General features: G+C 67.0%; 29 protein-coding genes. 19 read left to right on the top strand and 10 right to left on the bottom strand.

The genetic code is table 11. The annotated features are described in order from the left end of the window. The first annotated feature begins 427 nt into the window (after window positions 1–427). The 11 genes from SALPAC2_RS25350 (at window position 428) to SALPAC2_RS0123750 (ending at window position 7,599) form a co-directional block, all read left to right on the top strand. Window positions 428–1,276, top strand: coding sequence for a hypothetical protein (locus tag SALPAC2_RS25350; protein WP_018219132.1), 849 nt, complete (start codon window positions 428–430; stop codon window positions 1,274–1,276). Next, complete coding sequence (locus SALPAC2_RS0123795) at window positions 1,276–1,692, top strand: hypothetical protein (RefSeq protein WP_018219131.1); 417 nt, start codon at window positions 1,276–1,278, stop codon at window positions 1,690–1,692. The genes SALPAC2_RS25350 and SALPAC2_RS0123795 overlap by 1 nt, the downstream gene beginning before the upstream one ends. Before the next feature lie 3 nt (window positions 1,693–1,695). Then, window positions 1,696–1,818 (top strand): hypothetical protein, encoded by a 123-nt coding sequence (locus tag SALPAC2_RS28270; protein WP_018219130.1) that lies wholly within the window; start codon window positions 1,696–1,698, stop codon window positions 1,816–1,818. A gap of 6 nt (window positions 1,819–1,824) precedes the next feature. After that, window positions 1,825–2,256, top strand: coding sequence for a phage terminase small subunit P27 family (locus SALPAC2_RS0123785; RefSeq protein WP_018219129.1), 432 nt, complete (start codon window positions 1,825–1,827; stop codon window positions 2,254–2,256). A gap of 3 nt (window positions 2,257–2,259) precedes the next feature. After that, window positions 2,260–2,808: a hypothetical protein gene (locus tag SALPAC2_RS25345; protein ID WP_018219128.1), complete on the top strand. Its 549-nt coding sequence runs from the start codon at window positions 2,260–2,262 to the stop codon at window positions 2,806–2,808. Further along, entirely contained in the window at window positions 2,808–4,118 is a 1,311-nt protein-coding gene (locus SALPAC2_RS0123775) for a PBSX family phage terminase large subunit (protein WP_018219127.1), read from the top strand. The genes SALPAC2_RS25345 and SALPAC2_RS0123775 overlap by 1 nt, the downstream gene beginning before the upstream one ends. Before the next feature lie 16 nt (window positions 4,119–4,134). Continuing rightward, a complete protein-coding gene (locus tag SALPAC2_RS0123770; protein WP_018219126.1) occupies window positions 4,135–4,569 on the top strand; it encodes a DUF2267 domain-containing protein in 435 nt (144 codons plus the stop codon). A gap of 248 nt (window positions 4,570–4,817) precedes the next feature. Continuing rightward, entirely contained in the window at window positions 4,818–5,486 is a 669-nt protein-coding gene (locus tag SALPAC2_RS0123765; protein ID WP_018219125.1) for a DUF3800 domain-containing protein, read from the top strand. A gap of 590 nt (window positions 5,487–6,076) precedes the next feature. Further along, window positions 6,077–6,679 (top strand): hypothetical protein, encoded by a 603-nt coding sequence (locus SALPAC2_RS0123760; protein ID WP_018219124.1) that lies wholly within the window; start codon window positions 6,077–6,079, stop codon window positions 6,677–6,679. Continuing rightward, window positions 6,679–7,269, top strand: coding sequence for a hypothetical protein (locus tag SALPAC2_RS0123755; RefSeq protein ID WP_018219123.1), 591 nt, complete (start codon window positions 6,679–6,681; stop codon window positions 7,267–7,269). The genes SALPAC2_RS0123760 and SALPAC2_RS0123755 overlap by 1 nt, the downstream gene beginning before the upstream one ends. Window positions 7,270–7,278: 9 nt before the next feature. Further along, a complete protein-coding gene (locus SALPAC2_RS0123750; protein ID WP_018219122.1) occupies window positions 7,279–7,599 on the top strand; it encodes a hypothetical protein in 321 nt (106 codons plus the stop codon). Here the strand turns inward: SALPAC2_RS0123750 and SALPAC2_RS0123745 are convergent. After that, a complete protein-coding gene (locus tag SALPAC2_RS0123745; protein ID WP_018219121.1) occupies window positions 7,554–8,132 on the bottom strand; it encodes a hypothetical protein in 579 nt (192 codons plus the stop codon). The two genes, SALPAC2_RS0123750 and SALPAC2_RS0123745, sit on opposite strands and share 46 nt — an antisense overlap. Window positions 8,133–8,357: 225 nt before the next feature. Between SALPAC2_RS0123745 and SALPAC2_RS0123740 the strand changes: the two genes are divergently transcribed. Both SALPAC2_RS0123740 and SALPAC2_RS25340 read left to right on the top strand, forming a co-directional pair. Continuing rightward, window positions 8,358–8,975, top strand: coding sequence for a hypothetical protein (locus tag SALPAC2_RS0123740; RefSeq protein ID WP_162561405.1), 618 nt, complete (start codon window positions 8,358–8,360; stop codon window positions 8,973–8,975). 803 nt (window positions 8,976–9,778) lie between these two features. Next, a complete protein-coding gene (locus SALPAC2_RS25340; protein WP_018219119.1) occupies window positions 9,779–9,994 on the top strand; it encodes a hypothetical protein in 216 nt (71 codons plus the stop codon). On the opposite strand, the gene SALPAC2_RS27410 is transcribed toward SALPAC2_RS25340, so the two are convergent. Continuing rightward, on the bottom strand, window positions 9,983–10,156 hold the full coding sequence (locus SALPAC2_RS27410) for a hypothetical protein (RefSeq protein ID WP_018219118.1): 174 nt from the start codon (window positions 10,154–10,156) through the stop codon (window positions 9,983–9,985). The genes SALPAC2_RS25340 and SALPAC2_RS27410 overlap by 12 nt on opposite strands. 111 nt (window positions 10,157–10,267) lie before the next feature. On the opposite strand from SALPAC2_RS27410, the gene SALPAC2_RS0123725 reads away from it, so the two are divergent. Beyond that, window positions 10,268–10,474 carry a hypothetical protein gene (locus tag SALPAC2_RS0123725; RefSeq protein ID WP_018219117.1) on the top strand — a complete coding sequence of 69 codons (207 nt, stop codon included), beginning with the start codon at window positions 10,268–10,270 and terminating at the stop codon, window positions 10,472–10,474. A 61-nt stretch (window positions 10,475–10,535) separates the two neighbouring features. Here the strand turns inward: SALPAC2_RS0123725 and SALPAC2_RS28120 are convergent, their stop codons facing one another. The 3 genes from SALPAC2_RS28120 to SALPAC2_RS0123710 form a co-directional block, all read right to left on the bottom strand. After that, the gene (locus tag SALPAC2_RS28120; protein ID WP_223874175.1) at window positions 10,536–11,111 is read right to left on the bottom strand and encodes a hypothetical protein; all 576 of its coding nucleotides are present in this window, start codon (window positions 11,109–11,111) and stop codon (window positions 10,536–10,538) included. Between the two features lie 110 nt (window positions 11,112–11,221). Further along, window positions 11,222–12,493 carry a chymotrypsin family serine protease gene (locus SALPAC2_RS0123715; RefSeq protein WP_018219115.1) on the bottom strand — a complete coding sequence of 424 codons (1,272 nt, stop codon included), beginning with the start codon at window positions 12,491–12,493 and terminating at the stop codon, window positions 11,222–11,224. 370 nt (window positions 12,494–12,863) lie between these two features. Further along, window positions 12,864–13,679, bottom strand: a complete 816-nt coding sequence (locus SALPAC2_RS0123710; RefSeq protein WP_018219114.1) for a helix-turn-helix domain-containing protein — start codon at window positions 13,677–13,679, stop codon at window positions 12,864–12,866. Between the two features lie 598 nt (window positions 13,680–14,277). Between SALPAC2_RS0123710 and SALPAC2_RS0123705 the strand changes: the two genes are divergently transcribed. The 3 genes from SALPAC2_RS0123705 to SALPAC2_RS26620 all read left to right on the top strand — a co-directional run bounded on the left by SALPAC2_RS0123705 (window position 14,278) and on the right by SALPAC2_RS26620 (window position 16,451). Beyond that, window positions 14,278–14,559 (top strand): ribbon-helix-helix domain-containing protein, encoded by a 282-nt coding sequence (locus SALPAC2_RS0123705; RefSeq protein ID WP_018219113.1) that lies wholly within the window; start codon window positions 14,278–14,280, stop codon window positions 14,557–14,559. A gap of 86 nt (window positions 14,560–14,645) precedes the next feature. Then, entirely contained in the window at window positions 14,646–16,025 is a 1,380-nt protein-coding gene (locus SALPAC2_RS0123700) for a hypothetical protein (protein WP_026185088.1), read from the top strand. A gap of 234 nt (window positions 16,026–16,259) precedes the next feature. Then, window positions 16,260–16,451 (top strand): hypothetical protein, encoded by a 192-nt coding sequence (locus SALPAC2_RS26620; RefSeq protein ID WP_080637024.1) that lies wholly within the window; start codon window positions 16,260–16,262, stop codon window positions 16,449–16,451. Between the two features lie 294 nt (window positions 16,452–16,745). Here the strand turns inward: SALPAC2_RS26620 and SALPAC2_RS0123695 are convergent, their stop codons facing one another. The 5 genes from SALPAC2_RS0123695 to SALPAC2_RS0123670 all read right to left on the bottom strand — a co-directional run bounded on the left by SALPAC2_RS0123695 (window position 16,746) and on the right by SALPAC2_RS0123670 (window position 21,190). After that, window positions 16,746–17,528, bottom strand: coding sequence for a hypothetical protein (locus tag SALPAC2_RS0123695; RefSeq protein WP_018219112.1), 783 nt, complete (start codon window positions 17,526–17,528; stop codon window positions 16,746–16,748). A 53-nt stretch (window positions 17,529–17,581) separates the two neighbouring features. Beyond that, window positions 17,582–17,971 carry a hypothetical protein gene (locus tag SALPAC2_RS25335; protein ID WP_018219111.1) on the bottom strand — a complete coding sequence of 130 codons (390 nt, stop codon included), beginning with the start codon at window positions 17,969–17,971 and terminating at the stop codon, window positions 17,582–17,584. 714 nt (window positions 17,972–18,685) lie between these two features. Beyond that, a complete protein-coding gene (locus SALPAC2_RS0123685) occupies window positions 18,686–19,036 on the bottom strand; it encodes an AAA family ATPase (protein ID WP_397540885.1) in 351 nt (116 codons plus the stop codon). Between the two features lie 224 nt (window positions 19,037–19,260). Next, window positions 19,261–19,524, bottom strand: coding sequence for a hypothetical protein (locus SALPAC2_RS25330; protein ID WP_018219109.1), 264 nt, complete (start codon window positions 19,522–19,524; stop codon window positions 19,261–19,263). A gap of 1,282 nt (window positions 19,525–20,806) precedes the next feature. After that, the gene (locus tag SALPAC2_RS0123670) at window positions 20,807–21,190 is read right to left on the bottom strand and encodes a hypothetical protein (protein WP_018219107.1); all 384 of its coding nucleotides are present in this window, start codon (window positions 21,188–21,190) and stop codon (window positions 20,807–20,809) included. Between the two features lie 125 nt (window positions 21,191–21,315). Between SALPAC2_RS0123670 and SALPAC2_RS25325 the strand changes: the two genes are divergently transcribed. Together SALPAC2_RS25325 and SALPAC2_RS0123660 are read left to right on the top strand one after the other, a co-directional pair. Further along, window positions 21,316–23,085 carry a hypothetical protein gene (locus SALPAC2_RS25325; protein ID WP_018219106.1) on the top strand — a complete coding sequence of 590 codons (1,770 nt, stop codon included), beginning with the start codon at window positions 21,316–21,318 and terminating at the stop codon, window positions 23,083–23,085. Between the two features lie 3 nt (window positions 23,086–23,088). Next, a complete protein-coding gene (locus SALPAC2_RS0123660; protein WP_018219105.1) occupies window positions 23,089–24,312 on the top strand; it encodes a phage minor capsid protein in 1,224 nt (407 codons plus the stop codon). Window positions 24,313–24,440 lie beyond the last annotated feature (128 nt).

Here is a 24,440-nt window from a genome sequence, read left to right as displayed (position 1 = left end):
CGGGGGGTGACCCACCGGCCGTGACCGGGCCCTACTAGTGCCGGCCCTCAAGCACACCAATCAGCGCCATAGCGGCACCCCGCGCGTTCCCGCCAGGATCAACCGTCCCCCGGACCGTCTTGTCGCCACAGACCAGAACAACCGTTCGGCCATCCTCGACCCGCACCGACCATGCCACCCCCCGAGCGGTTACACCCGTCCACTCAGTGTCCACACCAACCTCCTCTCCGTTCGCAGGGCGTCCGGCCCGCCACCGAGCCCCATGAAGGGGGCCCACGCCGGGCCGAGATGCCCTAGCGGCTTTTCCTCTCGGACTGGCTAAGGGGTTCCAGCTCCCCTCAAAATCCATCCCCTACAATCTAACCCAGCCATCAGAAACCAACAAGGAACATTTACCACCTTTTACAGGACTCGGAGAGGTTGACGCATGACCGTGTTCGACCCCCGCAAACCCGTATCCGCCATCGACGGAGTAGAAACCAGCGCAGAAATCCGCGCCTCCCTCAAAGACAAAGACGTCGTCCACGCCCACTCCGGCGGCAAAGACGCATGGGCCACCGCCATAGCCCTCCGCGACGCCGGCGCCCGCGTCTACCCCTACTACATGCACCTCATCCCCGACCCGAACCAGCCCTACACGCTCGCCGCAGCCCAACCAGCCCCCGGCGCACACCCACTGTCACACCGCGTCTACGGCCGCCTCCGCGGCCTGGCCTTCGTAGACGAATACCTCGACTACTGCGAGGAATGGTTCCAACGCGAATTCGGCACCCGCATCCTGCGACTGCTCAACCCCAGCTTCTACCGCTGGCTGCACCACTACACCTACCAACCCCCCGAACGATGCGCCGTCATCGACGCCGCGAACCTCCCCGTCCCCGACTACCACCACGTCGTGCAGATCGCCCGCGAACACTGCGGCCTACCCGCCGACGCCTGGGTCTGCGACGGCGTCCGCGCCGCGGACTCCCCCATGCGACGCATCGCAATGGCCTCCCACGGCCCCCGCAACCACAACCACCGCAAGCTCCATCCCATCTGGGACTGGCGCAAGTACCACGTCATGACCGCCATCGAGCAGGAAGGCATCCACCTCAGCGTCGACTACGACATGTTCGGCCGCTCCTTCGACGGCCTCGACGCCCGCTTCACCCGACCGATCCGCGACCGCTTCCCCGACGACTACGCCCGCATCCAGGCGTGGTTCCCCCTCGTGGACCTGGCCCTGATGGACCTATCGCAACCCAAACCCCCGTACCCGAAGGTGACCCGCTGATGGCCAAACCCACCCGCGAGGAGATCGCCGCCCGCCTCAAGGGCAGCGCCGCCAACGCCAACGGCAAACTCCGCAAAGTCCACGACCTAACCCAACGGTTCAAGGCCGAACCCGAACCCGACCCCCTCGCCGGCATCGAACCCAGCGACGACGTGGAAGCCGACATCACCCGCGAAACCGCGGCCCTGGATGAGGGCTTCCGCGCCCGGATGCGCGCCGAAAACAACCGCGTCCGCACGGCCACCGACTCCGAGCACTGGGTGGCCCTCTGCTTCCGCACCCGCGAAGACAAAGAAAAGTTCCTACGCCTCGCGGGCGCGGAAACCGGCCACCCACTCATCGAGATCGGAGACAAATACCTCGACGGGTACGAGGTGGCCGCCCGTATCGGCATCGACATGACGAAGGAGGGATAACCCATGCGCGAACGCATCCGCAACGCGATGGGGCGCGTCGGCGAACGCGCCCGAGGACTGTTCGGCCGTAACCGCCGGGCCGCGAGCACCGCACAGAGCGGCCTGTCCGGGAGCCCGGTGAACTAACCACCGATGGCCGACACCACCACCAGTACCGCCAACGGCGGCCCCAGCACCGACCACACGGGGGGATCGGATGCGGGGGCCGCCTTGGCCTGCCCAGAAAACCTTCCCGACCCCGTACGCGCCGTCTGGGAAGCCCTCGCCCCCACCATCACCGTCGCACTAGCCCCCGTCGACACCCACGCCTTCCGGCTGCTGTGCACCGCCATCACCACCTACAACGACGCCGACGAACTCATCGCCGACTCCGGCATCGTCGTCTCCGACGCCCACGGCAACCTCGTAGAAAACCCCGTCCTCAAAATCCGCGACCGCGCCGACGCCCAAATCAGAGTCTGGTCCCAAAAGTTCGGCCTCACCCCCGCAGACCGCCCCCGCAACACCAACCCCACCGGCGGCAAGAACAACCGCTCCACGATCCCCCACCTGATCGAGCCGTAGCCCGTGCCAGCACCACTACCCGACGAGGTACGCGCCGCGATCCTCGCCGACATCCACACCAACACCCTGTCCCGCAACAAGATCGCCGCGAAACACGGCGTGGCCACCTCCACCGTGACCAAGATCGCCCGCGAAGCCGTCGGCGACACCGCCTTCGACCGGTCGCACGCCGAAAAAGGCGCGCGTGCGCGCGCGTTCGACGCCAAGGCCGCACGCGCCACACTGATCGCCCAGCTCTACGACGACGCGCAGCGCTTCCGCGCCCGCGCCTGGGACCCCTACACGCAGGTCGTCTCCGGACCTACCGGCCCCGAACTGGTCACGACCAAGCTGCCCCCGCTACGCGACCAGCAGGCCGCCTACACCTCCCTGGCCATCACGGTCGACAAGGCCCTCACCCTCGAAAAGCACGACAGCGACGAGGGCGCAGTGGTGGGCAAGAGCATGGTCAACGACCTGTTCGGCGCGCTCGGGCTGGCCTACCACCGCATCGTCGCCGAGGACGAAGCACCGACCAGCCCCGACAGCGGTCCCGACACCATGGAGCCCTGATGCCGTCCCGCCACGGAATCGACCTCACCGGCATCTGCCAGATCATGTCCCGCAAACAGATCCGCTCGATCATGGAGTGCACCGCACGCATCAACCTGTGGTCCGGAGCTGTCTCCTCCGGCAAAACGATCGCCTCGCTACTCGCGCTGCTCTTCGCTGTCGTCCGGGCCCCCAACAACGGCCTCATCTTCATCGTCGGCCGCTCCCTACAAACCGTGGAACGCAACATCATCGAGGTGTTGATGCAGCCCGCCGGACCGTTCGGCCCGTTCGCCCGCTACATCTCCCACACCCGAGGCGCGACCACCGCCTCAATCTTCGGCCGCACCGTGCACCTCATCGGCGCATCCGACGTACGGGCAGAGGGCCGTATCCGCGGCGCGACCGCGGCCCTGATCTACGTGGACGAGCTGACCCTGATCCCCGAGGCGTTCTTCACGATGTGCCTCAGCCGGCTACGGGTCCCCGGCGCTAAACTGCTGGCCACCACCAACCCCGACGGCCCCTCCCACTGGGTCCGCAAGAACTTCATGCTCCGCGTAGACAGCCTGGACATGCGCCAATGGCACTTCGTCCTGGACGACAACCCGTCTCTCACCGAGGACTACAAGGCCGCCGTGAAGACGGAGTACACGGGCTTGTTCTACGACCGGTTCATCCTCGGCCGGTGGTGCCTGGCCGAGGGCGCGGTCTACTCCTCGTGGACCCCGTCGTACCACGTCGTCACCGAGCTGCCACCGATCGATGCCTACCTCGGACTCGGTATCGACTACGGCACGGTCAACCCCTTCGCCGCCGAAGTGCTCGGGCTCGGCCGTGACGGCATCCTGTACCTGACCAACGAGCTCTACTACGACTCCAAGGCCCGCCGCCGGGAGCTGTCCGACCACGAGTACAGCGAGCAGCTACGCGACTTCCTGGCCGGCATCGAGCAGCCCCACACCCGGCAACGCGGAGTATCACCGCAATGGACGATCGTGGACCCAAGCGCCGCGTCGTTTCGTATCCAGCTCTACAAGGACGGCATCAACGCCGTGCTCGCCAACAACGAGGTCATGCGCGGCATCCGCACCGTCTCGTCGCTGCTGGCCACCGGCCGTCTGCGCGTCCATGCCTCCTGCACGGGCTGGATCAACGAGATCCCCGGCTACAGTTGGGACCCCACCGCCGCCGAGGCCGGTTTCGACGCCCCCATCAAAGCCGCTGACCACGCCCTCGACGCCGGCCGGTACGCCGCCGTGACGACTGAGGCCATGTGGCGCTACCGCATCACCGACCCGGTACCGCTGCCCAGCACGGTTGGCTCGTAGTGCCAAACTCACGCTCATGGAGACTCCCATCGACCCGAAACCTGAGGCCCGCGCCGCCGCCACGTGGTGGGCTGACAAGCTCACCAGCGACACACGCCACGACCTGGGCGGCCGGGACGCCGCGGAACAGGCTGCGACCGCGACCTTCAACGTGGCGTCCGTGATGCTGCGGCAACGCTTCACCCCCGCCCAGGCCGACCGCTTCGCCGACGCTTTGGCCACGCTGATCGATCAACATCTCAGGGGGGAGGCACCGCAGCAGGACTTCGCGCGGCTGGCGATTCACTGCGACTACGGGATAGATCCGGTGCTGGCCGAAGCCGCGACGCGCGCCGGGCTGTCGGTGAGCATGTTCGACCTGCCGATGAAAACCAACATGTGGATCATTCCGGGTCGGGTGACGGTGTCCGAGGGGTATGGGGCACCCGACGAGGTTGTCTGGGCAGCGTGACGACCGCAGCACCGGGCGGTCGCGTGCTCGCCAACAACGAGGGCGCTGAACTGCCTAAAGGGAACGGTCGAGCAAGCCCCACACATTGACCTACAGCAAGGGGTGTTGCAGCAAGGGGTAGGCTCCAGCATGGCAGGTAACGGCATGACGCCCGGAGCACACGCCACACCGCGTGTTCAGCGCACCGTAACCAGCCAGGCACTACTAAGATGAAGCGCCCCTTTTCTCCTTCCTCGCGGAGTAACACTGTGGCACGACGATTCTTGTTCTCAGACGAGAGCGGTGATCTCAACTTCAAAAAAGGACCAAACCTTTCGCGTTTCTTCGCCGTCGGCACCCTCGCCATTGACGAATCCGAACTATCGGGGCTGCGAGCGGCGTTCGGGCATCTGCGTGATGAACTGGCCTTCCGCAATCACGGCCTGGACTCCTGCTTCCACGCCACGAACGACACGCCTGAGGTACGCCTGAACGTCTTCAAGCTGTTGTCGACCCTCGACTTCCAGTTCGACATCACCCTGCTCGAGAAGTCGAAGGCGCAGCCTCACGTTCGCCAGGACCACGCGACGTTCTTCCGCTACGCCTGGTACTACCACCTCAAGTACGTCGCACCGCGGACGTTCGGCGCCGACGACGAGGCCCTCATCGTTGCGGCCGAGCTGGGCACCAAACGAACACGGAAAGCCTTCCGGGGAGGCATCGAGGCGGTGCTGACTCAGTGCCTGCCCTACAGGGTCAAGCGCACGCTCGCGTTCTGGCCGTGCAGCTCGGACTTCGCTTTACAGGCCGCCGACTACTGCACATGGGCGGTCACACGCTTGAGGGAGCGCGACGACGGCCAGTACTACGAGATCATCCAGCCCAAGATCCGCCACGTGTACGACCTGTGGGCGTCTGGGACAACGCACTACTACTAGAAAGCACGAACCCCCGTCCAACTAGGCTTCATGGCCAGAGCCCCGGGGCTCTTTCGTCAAACGGGGTCGCGCAGACCCCTACGGTAGCGCGGAAATCCCTGGCGGGAAGCCCAAAGTGCCATCCTTGTCGGAAATTTACGCACGGTTGCTACTCACACCCCGCAGACACCCGAGCTGAACACGGAACGTGATGTCGCGAGCCCCGGCTCCCTCTCAGTGCCCCGGCAAAGTCGTCACGTGATGCCGAGAAGGGCCAGTGGGCGGGTGCTGTCGCGAGCGTGATGCCGGCGGTTCGTAGGGCACCGATGGCGGCGTTGCGCAGGGCGGCCATCACTTGGGGGCCGGTGCCGGTGAATCTTGTTCTCGATGCTCCCGAAACCTTGTCCGTCTCACATTCGTTGCTCCTGTTGGTTGGTATTGATGCAGGTTTGAGGGCGGCACCCGTGGAGGCCCACGAAGCCAAGGGGTGCCGCCCTCCCCCATGCGGGCGGCCCACCGCGAAAACAGGGACCCACAGAATCTGTGAAGGGTTGCTTGTCGGTTACTGCTGTCCTATGCTTTGATCGAGCAATCGACAAGAGGAGGATACAGTGAAGATCATCGACCTCGATCGGGACCCGACCCACATGGGATCTGTCACTGCTCGCCACTCCAACGCCGAGCAGTACGTACACGCCCACGTACTCGTGACCCGCACCGACGGCAAGCAGATCGGCGGTCTACTCGTCAAGGTAGCCGAGCCCCGAGACGGCGACGATCCGCGCGGCGGGTGGCTAGTAATGCAGACGGGGCAGCTCAACATCCAAACCATCGTCGTCTCCCTAACCGACGTAGCGGAGTTCCGCGCGGGGGAGGCTGAACCGATCCACGCGTACGTCGATCACCGCGCCGGGCTGCGTATCGCCTATGCCCTGGTGTACCTAGCCGACCAGCATAAGGGGCAGCGACTTACCGCCCTGCCAGAGCAGGATTTCGCCTACGCCCACGGCCTAGCCAGGGCCTACGTCGCAGCGACGCAACGCCAGTTCGGCGGAGCCGGAGAAGGGTACGACGGCGACTACGCCCTCGTACACGAGGCCACGGAGGACGCCCGCGACATGGTCAAATACTGGCGGCACTGGGTGAAGGGGGACCGCGATGCCAAAGAGGAAATCCGCGTGGCCCTCGCCGCCCCTGACCAGTCCAACACCTGATGTCTCAATACGACATACGCCGGTCCTGCGGCCACACCGAAACCATCAACATCCGGGGCCCGAACACAAAAGGTCAACGTGAGGACAAGGCCCGGTGGCTGGCAGAGCACCCATGCCATGACTGCGTCCGCGCCGAACGCCAGCAGCAGCGGGCCGCGCTGACCGCACGCGCGCTGACCCTCGCCAAGGCCGCCGGCTGGCCCGACATCACTGACGGCACCCCCCGGCAAGTCTCGGCCGCCATCGAGGCCCGCGCCACGATGGTCGCTGAGATCGTCGCGAGGGTCTGCGACCCGCCCAGAGAGCTGGGATTCGCTGGAATCCTAGGCGAGGAAGACTACCGGCACGCCGGGCACCCGCGCGCCGAGGACATCGCTGGTATCTACGTCGCGGCGGCACTACGGGTGACAGACCCCAAGTGGTGGCTCGATCGGCGGGACCTCGGCCGACAGATCCGCAACGCCGTTGACCTGGTGGAAGAAGCCGGTGTCGCCCGACGCACCTACGGCGGCCTACTGGCCGCCATCGAGACGACGTTCACCGAGGACGACCGTCAGCATCTCGCGACACTGACCACCGGCCCGAGCTAGGAGACCGCGATGTCGACCAACTACTACGTTCGCATCGCCAACACCCCGGACGACGGTGAGGGCATCCATCTCGGCCAGCACGCCGCCGGAACGTTCACTTTCCGCGCACACCCCGATCGGAATGTCACCGACTACGAAGCGTGGTTGAATCAGCTCGACCAGGGCGAGATCGTGGCCGAGTCCGGATACACGGTCACCCGTGACGAGATGGTGGCCATCGCCGCAAAGACGCCACGGACCCCGTGGGCCGAGTGCGGGGCCACTCATTCCGGTGGTGACGGCTACTACGACCTGGAAGGGCGGCGGTGGCTGGCCGTCGATTTCTGCTGAGAGGGCGTGTCAACAGTCCGATTTAGATCGTCGTGCTCACGTTGCGCCCCGCCGTCCTCAGGGGCGTCAGACGCGGCCTTGGTCGTGCAACCGGCGGCGAGGACGTCGGCTACATAGTCGTAGGCCGCAGTGTGCTGCGGCAAGTGCGGCAGATCGCGTTCGAGCTTGCGTTGGCCATCCGACCACGTGGTCCAGATCGCCGTGACCTCGGTGAGGCTGAGTCCAGTAGCGAGCGTGACCTGCTCGGCCGTGGCACCGCTGATCACGGCGGCGTGGACCCGGTGCGCTGTGCTGCGGCCGAGGTAGTGGTGCAGGGCGCGAACGGTCGCGAGGTGTTCCAACTCTAGGCCCAGCCGCTGCACGCGCCGCGGGTCGCCGGGCGGGACGTCGGTGGGCAGGGAGATCGTGTCCCCGAGCCAGCGGAGCACGTCACCGACGCGGCGTGCCAAGTCCAGCGGGCTGACCTTTTGCGCGTCGGCGAATGTCGTCGGATGCTGTGGCGGGTCCGGATACGGGTTCGGAACGGCGGTCATCGGGTCGACGCTACGGCATCACGTGCACTGAGACGGTATCTGATCCACCGATCCAGGGCGTCAACGTCACTGCGCCGCATCAGGTTGCGCCAAGCCAGAACAAAGGTCAACTTTGCCCAGCGAATTCACAGGAACCGCTTTACATCATAATGACCATTATGGTGTTCGAGAAATACGCAGAAACCACAAAACCGTTGAAACCTCACAAGAAGGGTCGTGCTCGCCATGCCCATCATCCGAGGCACCACCACCCCCACCACCGAACCAACACCCACCCCGCCACCCCACGACATCCCCACCCCCGACACCTGCTGGCGCGCAGCAGCCGACGCCCTACGCACCAGCTACCACGCCGACGCCGCCCACGCCTGGATGGCCCTCGCCCACGCCGTCGCCGACCGTGCCCCCGACCAACCCTTCACCACCTCAACCCTCCAAACAGCCACCCCAGAGACACTGATCGACGCCGCCCGCCAGCACCCCACCGCATTCGCCCGCGCCGTCCACCACCTCATAGCCGACACCAAAGACCAACGCGACGCCGTGACCACATTCCACCAGCGAACCGAAGGCGAGTACCGCCACCACATCGCCGCACTGGAACAGCACATCACCAACCTGAACCACGCCGTCCAAGACCTCGCGGACCGAGCCGCCGAAGTGCAGGCCACCCACGACCGCGACGCGTACGCCCGCCTCCACCGCGCCGTCCAAGACCTCGCCGCACTAGCCACCGACCACGGCCGCCGACACCGGCCCACCCCCACCGCCGCACGCCGCCCCGGCCCGGAGACCCCAAAACCGCGCCCCCACCACCAGACCAGCCACACCACGATGCGGTGACAGCCCCACACCCGGGGATGCTGTACCCTTGCTAACTACTTGTGGGAAGCAGCAAGCCGTAGGATCGGAGTGAGGAGCTGCGCCGCTGGCCAGCCCGCAACGAAGGGCCTACACCGCAAGGTGCAGGCCCTTCGGCCGTCCCACGGCGCTACGTCCCGTCGCAAGATCATGGCCTACCTGATGACGCAGCGATCAGCCAGCGCATCACGCCGCAGCACGAGCGCCACCCCCGGGGCATCGCCCCCGGGCGCCAACGCCCCGCGCAGGAGCGCCCCGAGAACAGCCGACTGCCCACCAGACCACCCACACCACGATGCGGTGACAGCCCCACACCCACTCACCGCCACATCCGGGATGCTGTAGCCTCCCTCTTACGGCCTGCTGTCCGCCTTCGGCGTACTGTCTCGATGGTGCGAAAGGGAAGCAAGCCGTAGGAGTGGAGCGAGGAGCTGCGCTGCTGGCCAGACCTCAACGAGGGGCCTACACCGCAAGGTGCAGGCCCCTCGGCTATCTCACGGCGCTACGTCCCGTCGCAAGATCATGGCCTACCTGATGACGCAGCGATCAGCCAGCGCATCACGCCGCAGCACGAGCGCCACCCCCGGGGCATCGCCCCCGGGCGCCAACGCCCCGCGCAGGAGCGCCCCGAGAACAGCCGACTGGTGCCGGTTGGTGCCACGTCACGGTGACCTCTTCGCCGCGGGCCAGCACCCGCCGCGCGTTGCTATTGATTTTCGGCCGATTACTACGGCCGGGCCCTTATGGCGCAATCCCCCGGCATACGAGAGAAAAGGAGATAGCACATGTCGGACATCCCATCGGGGATCTTGAAATACTGGACGCGCGGCAAAGGCGCGATCAAAATCGGCTACGGCACACCCGGTGCCTTCGACCGCGGCGTCGCGGCGATCACCGAGGCCACCGGCGGCCGGCTCCCACCGCACGTGGTACGCGGCATGGTCGCTAACTTGATCAAACGTGTCACCGGCCGGTGGCCAGGCCGACGCTCACGCCGCTAGCAGGCCCCACAGCAGTCGACCCAACGCGCCCAGGCCGACCCACAGCAGCAGGCTAACGCCCAGCGCAACCAGCTTCGGCAGTTCTCGAGCCACCAGCGCGTCTACAGGCGACGGGATCGGCTCGGCTATCAATGGTGAGGTGGTGGTGTGGTGCGGGGACATCAAGCGCCTTCCCTAAACTGAACAAGGAAAAGCTTGACAGTAGGACAGCGACACCACCCGCCGTATACCGGGTCGGCGCGCGCCACGAATACAAAAAGGGGGAGTCACCGCATGGAGGAGGAATCGACTTGCTACCTACCAATCCACGGGCGTTGTCGCCTCAACTGCGCCGAGGCGTTCGGCGCGCTCCATGACGTGTGGGACGCACTCAACCGAGCCGGTATCACAGGCTCGGACAGCGCCGCTGATCTTGTAGATCAGCTTGCTGTGGATCTGTCCCTGGCCCGGGCCACGATCGCCGAACTCCAGGTCCGGTAAGCCGAGCGCGTCGCGCGTGTGCCGACGCGCGGGGGCTGACCGGTTGCGGCGCGGGAGGTGTTCAGTGCTCGTTCCAGGTTAGGCCCCAGTAGGCGAGGACCTTACGCTGATCGCCACCGTAGCGGGACGCGCCGCCGCCCTCGCGCTGCCAGAAGGCGCAGCCCAGATGGATCGTCACCGCACGCTGCCCGGCGTAGCCGAACACGATGCTGCGCCGCAGAGGTGGGATGTGCATCAGACAGCCGGCGTCGTCTTCGGAGATCGCCAACCCGTTGATGTAGTCGGTCAGCTCGGTGACGTCGCTGGTGTTGCGCCTGGTGCTGCCGAGGCTCCATGGTTCTGGCCCGAGCGTGGGGTAGGTGCACATCAGAACCTCGGTCGCCCCGGTGGGGACCATGACCTCCGGTGCGAACGGGGTGGCTGGCCAGTCCGGCTCGTGCCGCTGTTCGGGACAGCGGACCGGGCCCGCGTCCGTGTTCGCCACGGATGCGGCCTGCACTGGCTCGGGCTCTGGGTCGCCCGTGACGATGCCGATGGTCGCTGCGGTGCCGACGGCGACCGCGGCGGCTAGGAGGCCAACTACCACGTGCCGGCGCGCGCGGCCGGGCGTGGGGCCTTGCGTCTGCTGAGTCGTCATCGACATGTCTCCCTTTGCCCCTTTGGCGGCATGGTACGCCGCGTTGCCCCTGCACGTCGGCGAATTCGGTGTGGTGGGCCGCGTCAAGTCACGCGACCCACCACCTTGGTTCAGCCCGTGCGTGGGTAGGCCCCGAACACGTCAATCACGGTCGCCCAGTCCTGGAACCAGAATGTCGTGCCGCCGCCGCCGACCGTGATGCCCTTGGCCCGCACGCCGGCGCCGTCGAGCACGAAGACGGGGCCGCCGCTGTCGCCAATCCGGGTCGCTTCGCGGCCCTCGGTTTGATAGCCCTCAATGATGCCACGGATGGTGTAGTCGCAGTCACCATCGGAGTCCGCCCCGAAGTTGCAATCCAGGAAATAGTTTCGTTCATGGGACTGCCTGATGGCGCACACCGTCCCGCTTGTCCGGCCGGACTGGCAGACCAGTTCGCCCTTCGTCCAACCGCCCCAGCCTTTGACGACCTTCGTAGTAGACGTGTTCGCTGACCCGTCGAAAATTTTGTACCATCCGGGAGCGTCGATGAGCAGCAGGTCTGAACGCCAATCGTCGTCGTGGACCGGCCCCATCTCGTCAAAACCTGGTTGACCCCACACGCCCTGGTACGCGTCGTCGGGTGGCGACCCGCAGTGCCCGGCGCTGAGGACCCAGGTCCGGCCGCCGGAATAGACGCCGAACCCCGTCGTGCACGTGGACCGCCTGTCGTTGTTGCCCCGCCACGCCTCCCATTTCCCGCCGCCGTTCCACGGGGGCGAATCGTCGGAGCGGTTGACCGTCAGTTGCATCTGCTCGGGTCGGTCAACCACCGCCACCGGGACGTCGACCCCAGCTTCCTGGAGGATCTGCACCGCCGACGTGACCGGCCCGGTCCTCTTGGGCACCGTCCCCGGGTGCAGGACTTTAGGGCCACGGGCAATTTCCAGGCCGCTACCGTCGCTCTCTAGCCCGATCGACTGAATGTCGTGCTCGGGGTGCTGCTCGCTAGCAGAAATGATCTTTTCTGCGGCGGCTTGCAGCTCGGCACGGGAGTACGCCGCCGGCTTCACAACAACTGGCCCCCACTGGCGTGCACGCTCGAGAGCCGCAGCCATGCCCGGTGTCAGGTCGCCCTTCCAGTAGAGCGTGAGGCCCTTGCCCTCGTACGCGAGGCTAGCCCACCCGGACTCGGGCGCTCTCACCTGCTCCTCCCAGAGCACGTTGCCGGCCGGCGCTAGCTCGCTCTGCCGTTCCATTTCCGCCCTGATAGCGGGGTCCAGGTTGTCTGTGCCCTGGGTTTCGACACCCACCGCCGCTGATGTCAGGGACGGCGTGGTGAGGGCTGAGGCGACCAGAAGGGCGGCCAGCCCGGCGGCGACGACGCCTCGACGTCTCATACTCATAGCGCTCCCAACGACGAAAGCCAATGTTGAGCCCAGTACACCCCACCAGGGGTTGCCTGGCCACGGTGCCGATGGTGCCGATGGTGCCCGCAGACACGACGCCGCCCCCGACCACAAGGTCGGGGGCGGCGTCGTTTGGGCTATGAGCAGGTGCAGACGCAGGTGCATTGCCGTCCCAGGTGGCAGGTGCAGATGCACAGGCAGCGCCACGGCGCTTCCCGGAGCACCTTCTCCAGCGCGTCGATTTTATGCTTTCTGTGTTACCAAGTTCGAGGCGGACACCCACACGCCGCGCCCACGGAGCAACCACCACCGCAACACGGCGATACCGCCCCCGACCACAGGCCAGAGGCGGCATCGCCGTGACTCCCTAGCAGTGACCGCCGTGGCGGTTGAGGATCTCACGCCCGGGGTCACCGGCCCCGGGAACGGCTTGGTCGAACAGCTCACGAAACGCTGCCTTGTACCGAGCAACCGTGTCAGGATGTTCGATGAGGGTCACGTCGTTGGGTTGGTTTTCAAGGCAGACGACGTCGGGATCAAGGTCAGAGCAGAACTCATGGCAGGAAAACGGGCCGACGAATCCGGGTTCAGCCGCGCTGTCCCACTGGAGGATGACCAAATTGAGTCGCGGCAAAAGACCGAGGATCTTGCCGATTTGGTGCCGCATCACGTCGGGCTCGCGAACTGCCTTGAGTGCGCGTTCATCCAACACGAACCGCACGGAGTGGTGTCGGTCGTTGCTGAACGCACGGTCTTGTCGCGCCATACACAGCCGTACCCAAGCCTCGACGGCCTGGCTGTCACGGGTATGCGGGCTGGCCGTGGCCACCAGCCGCGCGTAGTCCTGGGTCCGAAGAAGTCCGGGAATCAGGAAGGGGTGGTACTGGCTGATCCGTGAGGCATCGTCCTCGACGCCCAGCACCTCCGCATAGGAAGTCGACAGGTACGCACGGTCCTGTCCGGCCCAGTGCCGCCGACGCGCCGAGCGCGCCATGTCCACCAGACGGTCCACCTGGGCGGGATCAGCGACTCCGTAGTACGCCAGCAGCGCGCGGAGGTCGTTGACGGAGACGCTAACGACACCACTCTCGATCCGCCTCACCTTAGACAGTGACCAGTCCATCTCGTCCCGGATGTCCTCCAAGGAGCGGCCGGCGGCGAGCCTCAGTTGCCGTAGCGCCATACGCAAACGCCTACGGCTCGTGATCGGCCCTGGCCCACTCGTCATCACGTCCACTCCTTCCCGCCGCGGACGCGGACGGTCGCTACAGGCAGAACTACGTGTCCACCCACAGCATGTGTTGACCATCGACACTCACGGTGATTCCGAGGCGGTCGACGTCAGGACGACGGGCCCGACCTGGGTGACCCGCTCGCGCCCACGACCCCGCACGGTTGGCGTAGATGTGCTCGTCCTGCTCACTGCTGCCGTCCGGTCCAGGGATCGTGACGTGCGCGGCCCCTGGACAGTGAGTCCAGTACATCTCGCCGGGCGTTGCCTGCCACCGGTGTCGATGGTGCCGATGGTGCCCGGGGCGGCGAACACCCCCGATCACGCCTCAGGTCACGCGGTTTTTTCGGGCCATACGCAAGCCGCGCTGCTGCTGCTCCATCCGCAGGGCGGCGAAGTGTCGGCTCATTCTCGTAGTACGTTAATGTCGTGGTGTAAAGGTGCATAGATCAGCGCGGAAGCATGGCGTGGATGGTGCCGACGTCACCCACGCTGCAAACCACCGCCTTCACGAGAGCGAGATTGACGGCGACGAGCCGGAGGGACGATCATGAGCAAGTCATGCAGGGGCACCTCCGGTGGCGATGAACTCACCGATGAGCTCATCGAACGCCTTGCGTCGGAGGCCGAGCAGGGGTACGACACGACACAGTTGCGGCCTCGTCGGCGGGGTCGCCCCGCGGTCGGGTCGGTGCCAGCGGATGTCTTCTATGTCTGGCTCGACCCCGACTTCCAAGAGGCGCTTGTGACGGCGGCCAGCGACGCCGGCATCTCTCCCAGTGAACTGACCCGCCGTGCGCTACGCGCGTACCTTCAAGGTCCACCGGAGTAGCGCCACACTCGATCTGCGGTAGGGCGTAGTGACGGAGTTACCTGTCACCGCTACTGTGCCACTCAGGACACCTCGGAGGGGTCGCGATGAGTGGCAACGGCGCGGAGTTTGACCGGCTGCTGACCGAGGCCGGGCTAACGCCCGAGGCGTATGCCCGCCGCCTCAACGATTCCGCCGAACATCACGGCTTCCACAAACGGCTGCACCTCAAAACGCCCTACAAGTGGCGTTGTGGCCAGGTGCCCGGCCGTCCCTGGTCGGCCCTGGCTGCGCACCTGCTGTCAGATCTGCTGGGCCGCACGATCACCCCGTCTGACCTGGGCTGGCCTGACGACAGCGGTGAGGCGGTTCCGGCCTCCACGGGACTCGTCCTGCCCTGGACCGTGGCCGGGGCATTGCACGCGGTCCAGACCGTCAACGAGGGTGGGATCATGCGACGGCGGACGTTCGTGACGCTCCTGGGCTCTGCCATGACCGCCTCCGGGCACGAGTGGCTGATCGCAGGCCCCGCCGGCTCACCGATAGCCACGCGCGGTTACCAGCTCACCACCGACGTGGTGGACCATATCGACGCGATCACCGCAGACCTCCGCCGCATGGACGACCACCTCGGGGGCGGGCAAACCCTCGGACTCGTCCGCCAACACTTGAGCACCGTCACCAACTTGATGACGCAGCGCAGCTACACCGATACTGTCGGCCGGCGGCTGCACTCCAGCGCCGCAGAGATCCTGCGGCTAGCCGGATGGCTGGCCTTCGATTCGGGCCACCACCCGAACGCGCAGCGCTACTGGACCGCGGCTATGCACGCGGCACACGCCGCCGGTGACCGCGCCCTCGGCGCAATCATTCTGGGGTGCATGTCCTGCCAGGCCAAGGACCTCGGCCAGACACGCCAGGCCGTCACGCTCGCCGAAACCGCCCGCGCCGGCTACCCCGCCGCTAGCCCCAAAGTCACGGCCATCCTGCACCTGCGCGCGGCCGAGGCCCACGCCAACGCCGAGTCCGTCACCGACACCCGCCGCGCGATCGACGCGGCGTTCGACACCCTCGACAACGCGGCCCCCGACCACGGCGACCCGGACTGGACCTACTGGGTAGACGAGGCCCAGGCGCACGCTATGGCCGGCTACAGCCACCTCAAGCTGTCGCACTGGGCCGGCGCCCGCACTCATCTGCGGATGGCGCGACGCCTGCAAGGCGGCGACTACACCAGGGAGGGCGCGCTACGCAACGCGCTGCTCGGCCAGACCTACGCCCTCCAAGAGGTGCCAGACCTCGACAAGGCCGTCGCCTTGGGGGACCAGGCCGTGGTCACCCTGTCTGACCAGGTGGCGTCCGCGCGCTGCGTCAAACACGTGCGAACCCTCGCCGAAGCGCTGTACCCGCACCGCGCCTACGCCAACGTGGCGCGGTTCTGCGCCGACGCCCGCGAATTCCTCCATGGGCAGAATTCCGCGACGTGACATCGCGCATGTCCCGGCCCCCCCGGTGACGAACCTCGGCCCAACGCGAAGCACTCCCGAATTCGCCGACAGCATCGGCCCCTTTTGCTTGCCTACCCCCGGCGGAACGTCTCTCGACGTGCTGCACCATCGGCACCATCGGCACCGGTTCCTCACACCGCCTGAGGCGGTTTACTTGGCCCCCGCAAGGCCCACTGGCTTGAGGCTGGGCTAGACGGACTGAAGGAGGCTGTGATGGCCGACGACAACAGGCCCCGTATGCACCGCAACCGTGACCCGCATGGCACGCCTCCTTTGCCAGATGGCGAGGGGTTCCCCGTGGTACCGCGGCCTCCCGCCGAGCTGACGACTAAGCAGAAGCTGGTAGCAGCCCTCGTGTTCGTGATTGTTGTTGGCGCCGTGGTGATCGGCGGCCTGAGGCGATAGCACGGCCGGGGCGCGTGCCAGCGCCGCCCCGGCCGTTTAGAGGAGGTTCACGGTGCGTCGTATTCCCTGGTTCAGGCTCCGCCGGAAGATCGACCCCGGCCCGCCGACGCCGGCCGTGCCGGGCCCGGTGCCGCCGCCGCCGGCGAACCCGCCGGCATGGATGACTCAACCCACCCTCGCTTACCCCCAACCCGGCCGCGTCGGTTGGCTCACCCCCGCCCAGGCGTGGCGCGCGAACCACGGCCGCCGGTGGGAGACGCAGACACCCCGGAACGGGCAAGTAGCAGGGCGGAATCAACCGCGCACGGTCAGGGACTGACGGCTGCTGCGCGGGTCGGTCCAGGTCAACTTCACCCACTGATAGCCGCTCATGATCGCGACTTGCGGCAGGACGTCTCCTGGTTGGATGACCTCAGGCATGTCGCCGTCAAGCGGCGGTTCGCCGCCTTGCTCATCCTCGATGGTGATGTCACGGGCCGGGGCGTTACCCCGGTTGGTGAGCGTCAGCAGCAACGTCCCGTGTGGTGTCCGCCGTCCGGCCACGTCGAATACCGCCTGCGGCTGATCCACCTGCATGAGGGTGACCCACGGCTCGTGGTCATCGCGTGTGCACCGGATGTCGAGCCGGATCGGGGTATCGCCATACCGGTCCGCCCACGCGCTGGGGTCGATCCACGCGGGGGGCACGCTCGGTTCCAGTTCGAGGGTGCGCTGCTCGCCTCGACGCAGCGCGAACGCCTCGGCGCTCGCCCCAAGGCGCTGGTTGGCACCGGGGACGAACCGGTAGGGCCCCCAAACCGTGTTGTCGGCGTGGTGTCCCGTGCGTGGCGGTTCTGGCTGATCATCACTGATGCTGACGGCGACCTCATCCAGATGCACGCCGGGCGGTCCCTCGAGCGTGAGCGTGAGGGAAACCCGCCCGTGCACGTCAGCCGTTGCCGACAGCGCGATCTGTGGCGTGAGTTCGGCGTGCCGCCGCTGGACCTCGATGTGGCTGGTCCGCTGGGCCGACGCCGCCGCGGACTCGGCCGCCCGCGTGGCCCGTCGCGTGAAGTAGACGCTGACGGCCAGCGCCACGACCCCTGTTACCGCGCCGGCCATACCGCCGACCAACGACCACGCCTCTACGCTCATGCGGTGTCCCGGCGCTGATCAAAGACCGTGGGGGCCGGTGAGGGGCGCCGCATGGTGTGGCCGGACGGATCTTCAGGCACAGAGACGAATCCGACCCGGCCCAGCGCGCGGACCAGAGCCTGCCTGTCCGAGCCGTACGAGCCCGTCGGCGTGCACACCACGTCCAGGCCCCGGGCATCTGCCGCAGCCAGGATGGACAGCAGCATCCGGGGTCCGTGCCAGCCAGCGCGCGAGTCGACCGGGATACGTAAGACCCCGATTGCCAGCGCGCCATCATCAGCCTGGTTTAGTGCCAGCAGCACCATTCCGGGCACGGAGCCCTTCAACTCCCCGACGAGTCGGCTAACCCAGGTGGCGTTCACGGCGTCCAACGTACTGCGCGGCATGGTGTCCTCCCTCCGGCTCCACGGTCACGCTTGACTGGTTTCTGCTGTCGCTGGCTGTCACTCAAGGGGTCCAGTCGTCATCCGGCTCGCGCTCTGCGGGGTCGACTACCCAGTCGAGGTCACCCGGGCCGCGCCACACACCACAGGCAAACAAAAGAGACAGCGCGAGAGGGGCCCACCCGTAGCGGGTGGCCCATCCGCTCGGTTCGAGATGGGAGCCCCACGCACCGGCAGGCCCCATGCATCATGGTCACAAGGGGCAAAGTTCGGAGCCCTGGCCCAAAAGGGCCAGGGAAGGAACATCCGAAATCGGCACAGGTCGCACGACCCGCATCGCCGCAATGGAGCCGGTGCCATGCCACGGCGGCAGCACCGGAGAGTAGGCGGCGAGCGAAATTTTACCATCCTGTGGCACCCGAAGCCGCACGCCGAACAGCAAAAACGCGTCCGCTGAGACCAAGCTCGGCGAACGCGTTTTCGTGCCTCTGTCTCCGCGAGTGTTTCGATCCCTGATAGGGGTGATGAGCTAGCACTTCGGGCGCCGGTGGCGCTCCTCGTGCCGTCTCGTGGAGACGCCTAACCTTGCAGCACATGACCGGGTGATGTCAAGGGCCCATCCCCCGTGCGTGTGTGCGCCGTCTCCTTCATCCCGGCGGCAACGGCGTTGGACACCAGCGCCTTCACTGACCGCACGCGCCATCGACTCCGAGGTGATCACAGGACGCGCCGCTGTGACTGGTGCATGGCACGTATCACCTCAGCACCCACATCGGGCTCACCCTTGGCACGGCGGTCGGCATCCCGCGCGATGCACACCTCCACGTCCACGTCGCGCAGGTCAACGACCTCCAGGGGTGCATCGGCCGCATCGGCGATCTGCCGCCACGTGTCCAGCGTCTCCGGTGGCAGGTTCGTGTCGTCCACGATGACGCTGACGCCGGACGCGAGCAGACCGGCTACCGCCGCCTCCTCTGCGACGTCGACCTGCCTCTCCTGGGCCTGGGTCCCGAGACGGGCCCCGTGCCCCATCACTCGAAAAAGATCGCGGTTGACCCGGAATAGCAACGACGCGCGGCCTCGGGCTCGCGTGCGGTACGGTGTTCACACGCGGGCTGCGTAGGGCTACCCCTGCCCGGAAGTAGTTCCGTCTTCTGCAACAGGGGCACACCACCTGCAGATGCCGTCGGCGACGTCCTCGTCGTGGTGCTTGCGCAGTGCGATCTTTTGGATGCGGCTCAACGCAAACACCAATTCCGCGCCAGTGCCGGCGTTTGACGGGTCTGGAATGCTCATCGGGTGCCCCCGGTGCGCTCGGCCTCCAGTTCGGCCCGGGCACGCAGCGCAACCAGCTCTGCATTCTCCGGCGCGGTGATTCGAGTCGAGACGGTGACGCGCAGCTCGCCTACCCGGCCGCACGCCCGGCGAGCCCAGGATGGCCCGTCCTTCACTTCAGCGGCCGTGATGTCAAACGCGGCGATCCGGCCCGCCGCCGCACGCAGGTCGACATCGAGCGCCTGCCAGTACGGACGGTTCCAGTCATTGGCTTTATTCACGGTTCCTTCTTTCGGGTTGGGGGGGAAGGGGCCGACCGGAGCCGGCCGGGCCACACGGGAAGCGGGGTCCCGGGTGGCCCGGCCGGCGGCCGGGGCGTCAGCGTGCCAGCCATCGGAAATCGCACTCGACGCCGGTGTGGTCCTGGTGATCGGGCGGGTAGCCCAGCCGCGCTAGGTCTTGGTCGCAGAGCGGACAGCATCCTGTCAGCCACGCCCTAGTCCGGTTGATCATGTTGTCGAGTAGGTCGGATCGGCGCCTGGAAGCCGTGACTGTTTGCCGTAGGACTGTGATGCCGTGCTGGCCTCGTGGCCATCCCTCTACCGTCTTGCCGGCTTCGAGGGCGGCGAGCGTTGCTCCCTGTTGATGCAGGGCAAGGTCCACGGCGGCGCGGTGACGTATCAACGCCTCCAGGACGTGGTCGGAAATTTCGTCGTGCGTGTACGGGTAGGGGGGCTCGGTCATGGTGTCCTCTCGGTTGGGGCCCCCGCCCGGGAATGGGGCGGGGGCCGGGGATGTTGGGGAGGAGCCGGCCGGGCCACACGGGAAGCGGGGTCCCGGGTGGCCCGGCCGGCGGCCGGGGTCAGCGTGCCAGCCACCGGAAATCGCACTCGACGCCGTCGTCGTCGTGATGGGCCGGGTAGTCCCACCCCGCTAGGTTCTGTCCGCACAGCGGGCAGTCCCCTGTTAACCACGCTTGAGTCCGGTCGATCATGTTGTCGAGCTGCCTTATGTCCTTCTCAAGGGCGGTGAGCGTGGCTTGCTGTTCGGCCCGGTGACGTATCAACGCCTCAAGGACGTGGTCGCAAATTTCGTCGTGGGTGTACGGGGAGGGCCTCATGGTGTCCTCTCGCTTGGCGGGTGGCCGATGGGTTCGGGCCGCCCGGGAAGGGGGCGGGGGCCGGAGGTGTCAGGCTCCGTCGCGGGCGGTCAGACGGGCCTGCCACTTGGTGCAGGCCGGGGACCCTGCCCAGTGGGACTGCCCCCACTGGACGTTGTTGCCGTTTATCGAGTCCAGGTGGATTGCGCAACTGGGGAGCACGTTGCGGGCGTCTACCGCCCCGCATGGCTCTCGGGGGCACTCGCATGGTTCGTCGGGGTCGCCGTTGCCGTGGGTGTGCCACGGCGGGAGGGGGTTGGGGCAAGTCCAGCCCATCGACTGTCGTCCTCTCTGGGAATCCGGTGCGTGGGGTTCCAGCTCCCCGTGCTCACCTCACACTACAGAGACACATAGAAGTGGTCAAGCATTATTTGTTGACTTCTTGGTGTCGCTGTTGCTTGGGTTCAGTCCCGACGCATGTGCGCCATGACGAAGTACTTCTTCACGGTCACCAGGGGGCGGCGGTGCGGGATGAATCGTGCGCTCGCGACGTGGCGGGAACTCTCGGCGTCGTACACGACGACGATGAGCCAGTCGTCGTCGCGGTACACGATGAGGTCGGCCTGCTTGAGCGTGCCGGCCTCGTACTGGACGTAGACCTTGAGCGGCCGCCAATCGTCGTTGCCGCAGGCCACCAGGTCTGACATGCGGGTCGCCAGGTCGCGGACGGTCCCGGCGACCGCGTCGGGTCCCCAGGTGCCGACGATCAGGGCCGCCGACCCTATATGGGCTACCGAGATTCCGTTGTCGTCTGCCTTGTCGTAGTCGAACTCAAAGTCGGCGCTCATGGTCGTTTACTCCCCTTCGTGTGGTTCGGCCGGTGAGTGACCGGCCCTGTGTCCGCACCGAACATTAGCAAGCCATTTAGAAGTTCACAAGCATTCTTTCATAGATTCTATTGGGAGGTGGTGTCGTGGCCGGCTACATGCCCGCCCGCTCGGTCCACCGCACGGGCGGAGCCTCGAAAGCCGAACCGACCGCCACCCCCACCACCCAGGGCCTGCCCACCGACCCGAAGGCCACATGGCCCCCACGAGCCATGCAACAGACCTTCGAGCACATGCGGGTCCTGTCGGCCTGGTACGGCGGTGACCCCGAAGACCTCGCCATGATTCACGGCGGCCTCTACGGCTCCGATCACCCGTTCTTCCGCAACGGCCCCACCGACCGGCCCAGCCAGTACCGAGGAGGCGTCGTCGGCTCCGTCGCACGCTGGTTCTGGGGCCAGCCCACCCCGGCCGGGGAGAAACGCGCCAAGCTGCACGTGCCGATCGCCGGGGACATCGCCACCCTGTCATCGGACCTGCTGTTCGCTGAACCACCCGCGATCGAGTTCACCGACGACACGACGCAGCAGGCATGGGACGAGATGGCCGAGGCCACGATGCTCGACGCGACGCTGCTGGAAGGCGCGGAGGTGCAGTCACCCCTCGGCGGGGTGTTCGTGGTCGTCTCGTGGGACGAAAACCTGTACCCGCATCCGTTCTTCCGGATCGTGCACCCTGACTGCGCCGTGCCTGAATGGGAGTGGGGCAGACTCTCCGCGGTGACGTTCTGGCGTGTGGTGGAGGACCGACACGGCCAGATCTACCGCCACCTCGAGCGCCACGAACGGGGCCGGGTCCTGCACGGCCTGTACCTCGGTGCCTCCGACGTGCTCGGGCCCGCGATCCCGCTGGACCAGCACCCGGCCACAGCTCGCTTCACGCCCACCGTGGACACCATCACCGGCCGGCTGACAGCCGGCTACGTGCCGAACATGCGCCCCAACCGCCTCGACCGCAACTCCCCGCTCGGTCGCTCTGATCTCTCCCCCGGAGTCCTGACCCTTATGGACGCCCTGGACGAGACCTACTCATCGTGGATGCGTGACCTACGCCTGGCCAAGCCCCGCCTCGTCGTGCCCCGGGCATACATGCAGCAGCAGGGCCCGGGGGGCGGGGCGCGGTTCGACGCCGAACGGGAGATCTTCGAGGCCGTGGACTCGATGCCGAAATCCGACGGCGGGTTGGAGCTGTCGGCCACCACGTTCGGAATCCGGGCCAGCGAGCATCAGGCCACGGCCGACGCCCTGGTCAACCAAATCGTCGGACGGTGCGGCTACAGCGCGCAGTCCATCGGTGAGCAGGGTGAGGTGGCGACCACGGCCACGGAGGTCGAGGCCCGCGAACGGCGCTCGTTCATCACCCGGAAGAAGAAGGTGCGCTACTGGCGGGCGGAGCTGGCGACCCTGGCCGAGACGCTGCTCATGCTGTGGGTGGCGAAGTTCCCGGCGGATGGGATCACACCGGCACGACCGAAGATCACCTTCGGTGATGGGGTGGCGGAGACCCCGGAGGCCCTGGCCCGCACGTTGAGCCTGTTGGAGGCCGCTTCGGCGATCTCCACGGAGGAAAAGGTACGTCTACGCAACCCGGACTGGGATGAACGGCGGGTCCACGGCGAGGCGCGGCGAATCCTGATGGAGTCGGGCAAGATGGCCGCGATGCAGCCACTGGCCAACCCGGACCAGGTGACCGGTGCCGGCGCGGACGGCTCTGTCACCGGCCCCCCATCCGACGCCGGGGCTGACGCGGAGGGTGCCGGGGCTGACAGCGCCCGACAGCCCGACACGCCCCCGCCGCCGGACAGGGCCCGTAGGCCCGTGGGCAGCGCCTCCAGGGGCCGACGCGGGCGGAGGTAGCCGGTGGCCTCCGACCGCGACGTCGCCGCCGACCTCGCCCGGTCACTGACCACCCTGTACGCCGACGCGTCGACCCGCCTCGCCGCCGACATCGCCCGCCGGGTCGCCGCCGGTGAAGACTCCCCCGCATGGGCCGACGAGAAATTGCAGGCCCTGCACACCCTGCGGGCGTGGACGCAGAACCTCATCAGCCAGCTTGAGACCGACTCCTCCGGCATGGCCGCGCAGACGCTCGTGCTGGCGTTCGTGCGGGGCTCCACCGAGTCACTGGACGCCATCGCCAGACTGCAACTGCCCCCCGAGCAACGCGCCGACCTGAACCGGCACCGCACCCTGCTGGCCCGGCTACGCCGCGCGGCGCACGGACCGCCCACACGGGCGGTGAAAACCGCGATCGACGCCGAGTTACAGCAGGTCAAAGACGCCCTGCCCGGGGTACACGGCCTCCTCGCGATGATGTGGTCCCTGGAATCGACCCTGTCAGGCACGCATATGCCCCTGCTGAGATGGGCGCTGGACAGCTACCGCACAGTGGTTACCCGCGCCTCGGTCATGCCCGTGTTGGGCCTGTCGAGCCGACGCCGCGCCGCGCAGATCGCGTGGGAACAGCTCCTCGCCAGCGGGGTGACTGGATTCGTGGACCGGCGCGGCCGGCGCTGGGAACTGGCCTCCTACGTCGAGATGGCCACCCGCACCGTCGTGCATCAGGCGCTACGATCCGGCCGTCTCGATCAGCTCCTCGCCCACGGCTACGAGCTGATCCGCATCAGCGATTCCCCGCAGGAGTGCCACCGGTGCCTTCCCTGGGAACACGCCGTGCTGCGCATCGCCGGGGCGGGCACGGGATGGATCGAGGCCGAACACGCGACCCGTGACGGCGAACGCGTGCGGGTGCACGTCGCCGGGACGCTGCCTCAGGCCATCGCCGCCGGCCTGTTCCACCCGAACTGCACGCACAGCTTGGCGGCGTACTTGCCTGGTGTGACCCCCGACCGGGCCCCCCAGCAGGTGGCGAACCCGCAGGGCTACGCCGACCGGGTGCGGCTCCGAGAGCTGGAACGCGCGGTCCGTCGGGCCAAGCGGCAAGCGGCGGCCGTTATCGACCCTGGTGCGCGCGCCGCCGCCGACGCGAAAGTTCGCCGCGCCCATGCCGCGGTACGCGCCCACATCACGGCCACCGGCCTGCTTCGCCAACGGCACCGCGAGCGCATCGGTACCGCGAGGTGAACTGACACTCCCGCCGTCCAGTCCGGGCGGCAGGTCGCCCGCACGTTCAAGGCACGCGCGGGCATCTTCCCTGTCACGCAAAAAGGGGCCAAGCGGCCCCCGTGCGTGTTCCTGATGACCCCAAGGAG

It is taken from the genome of Salinispora vitiensis (genome assembly GCF_000378825.1).
Taxonomy (GTDB): domain Bacteria; phylum Actinomycetota; class Actinomycetes; order Mycobacteriales; family Micromonosporaceae; genus Micromonospora; species Micromonospora vitiensis.
Note: the sequence above shows the minus strand (reverse complement) of the source record. Positions and strands in the feature narration are given on the sequence as shown.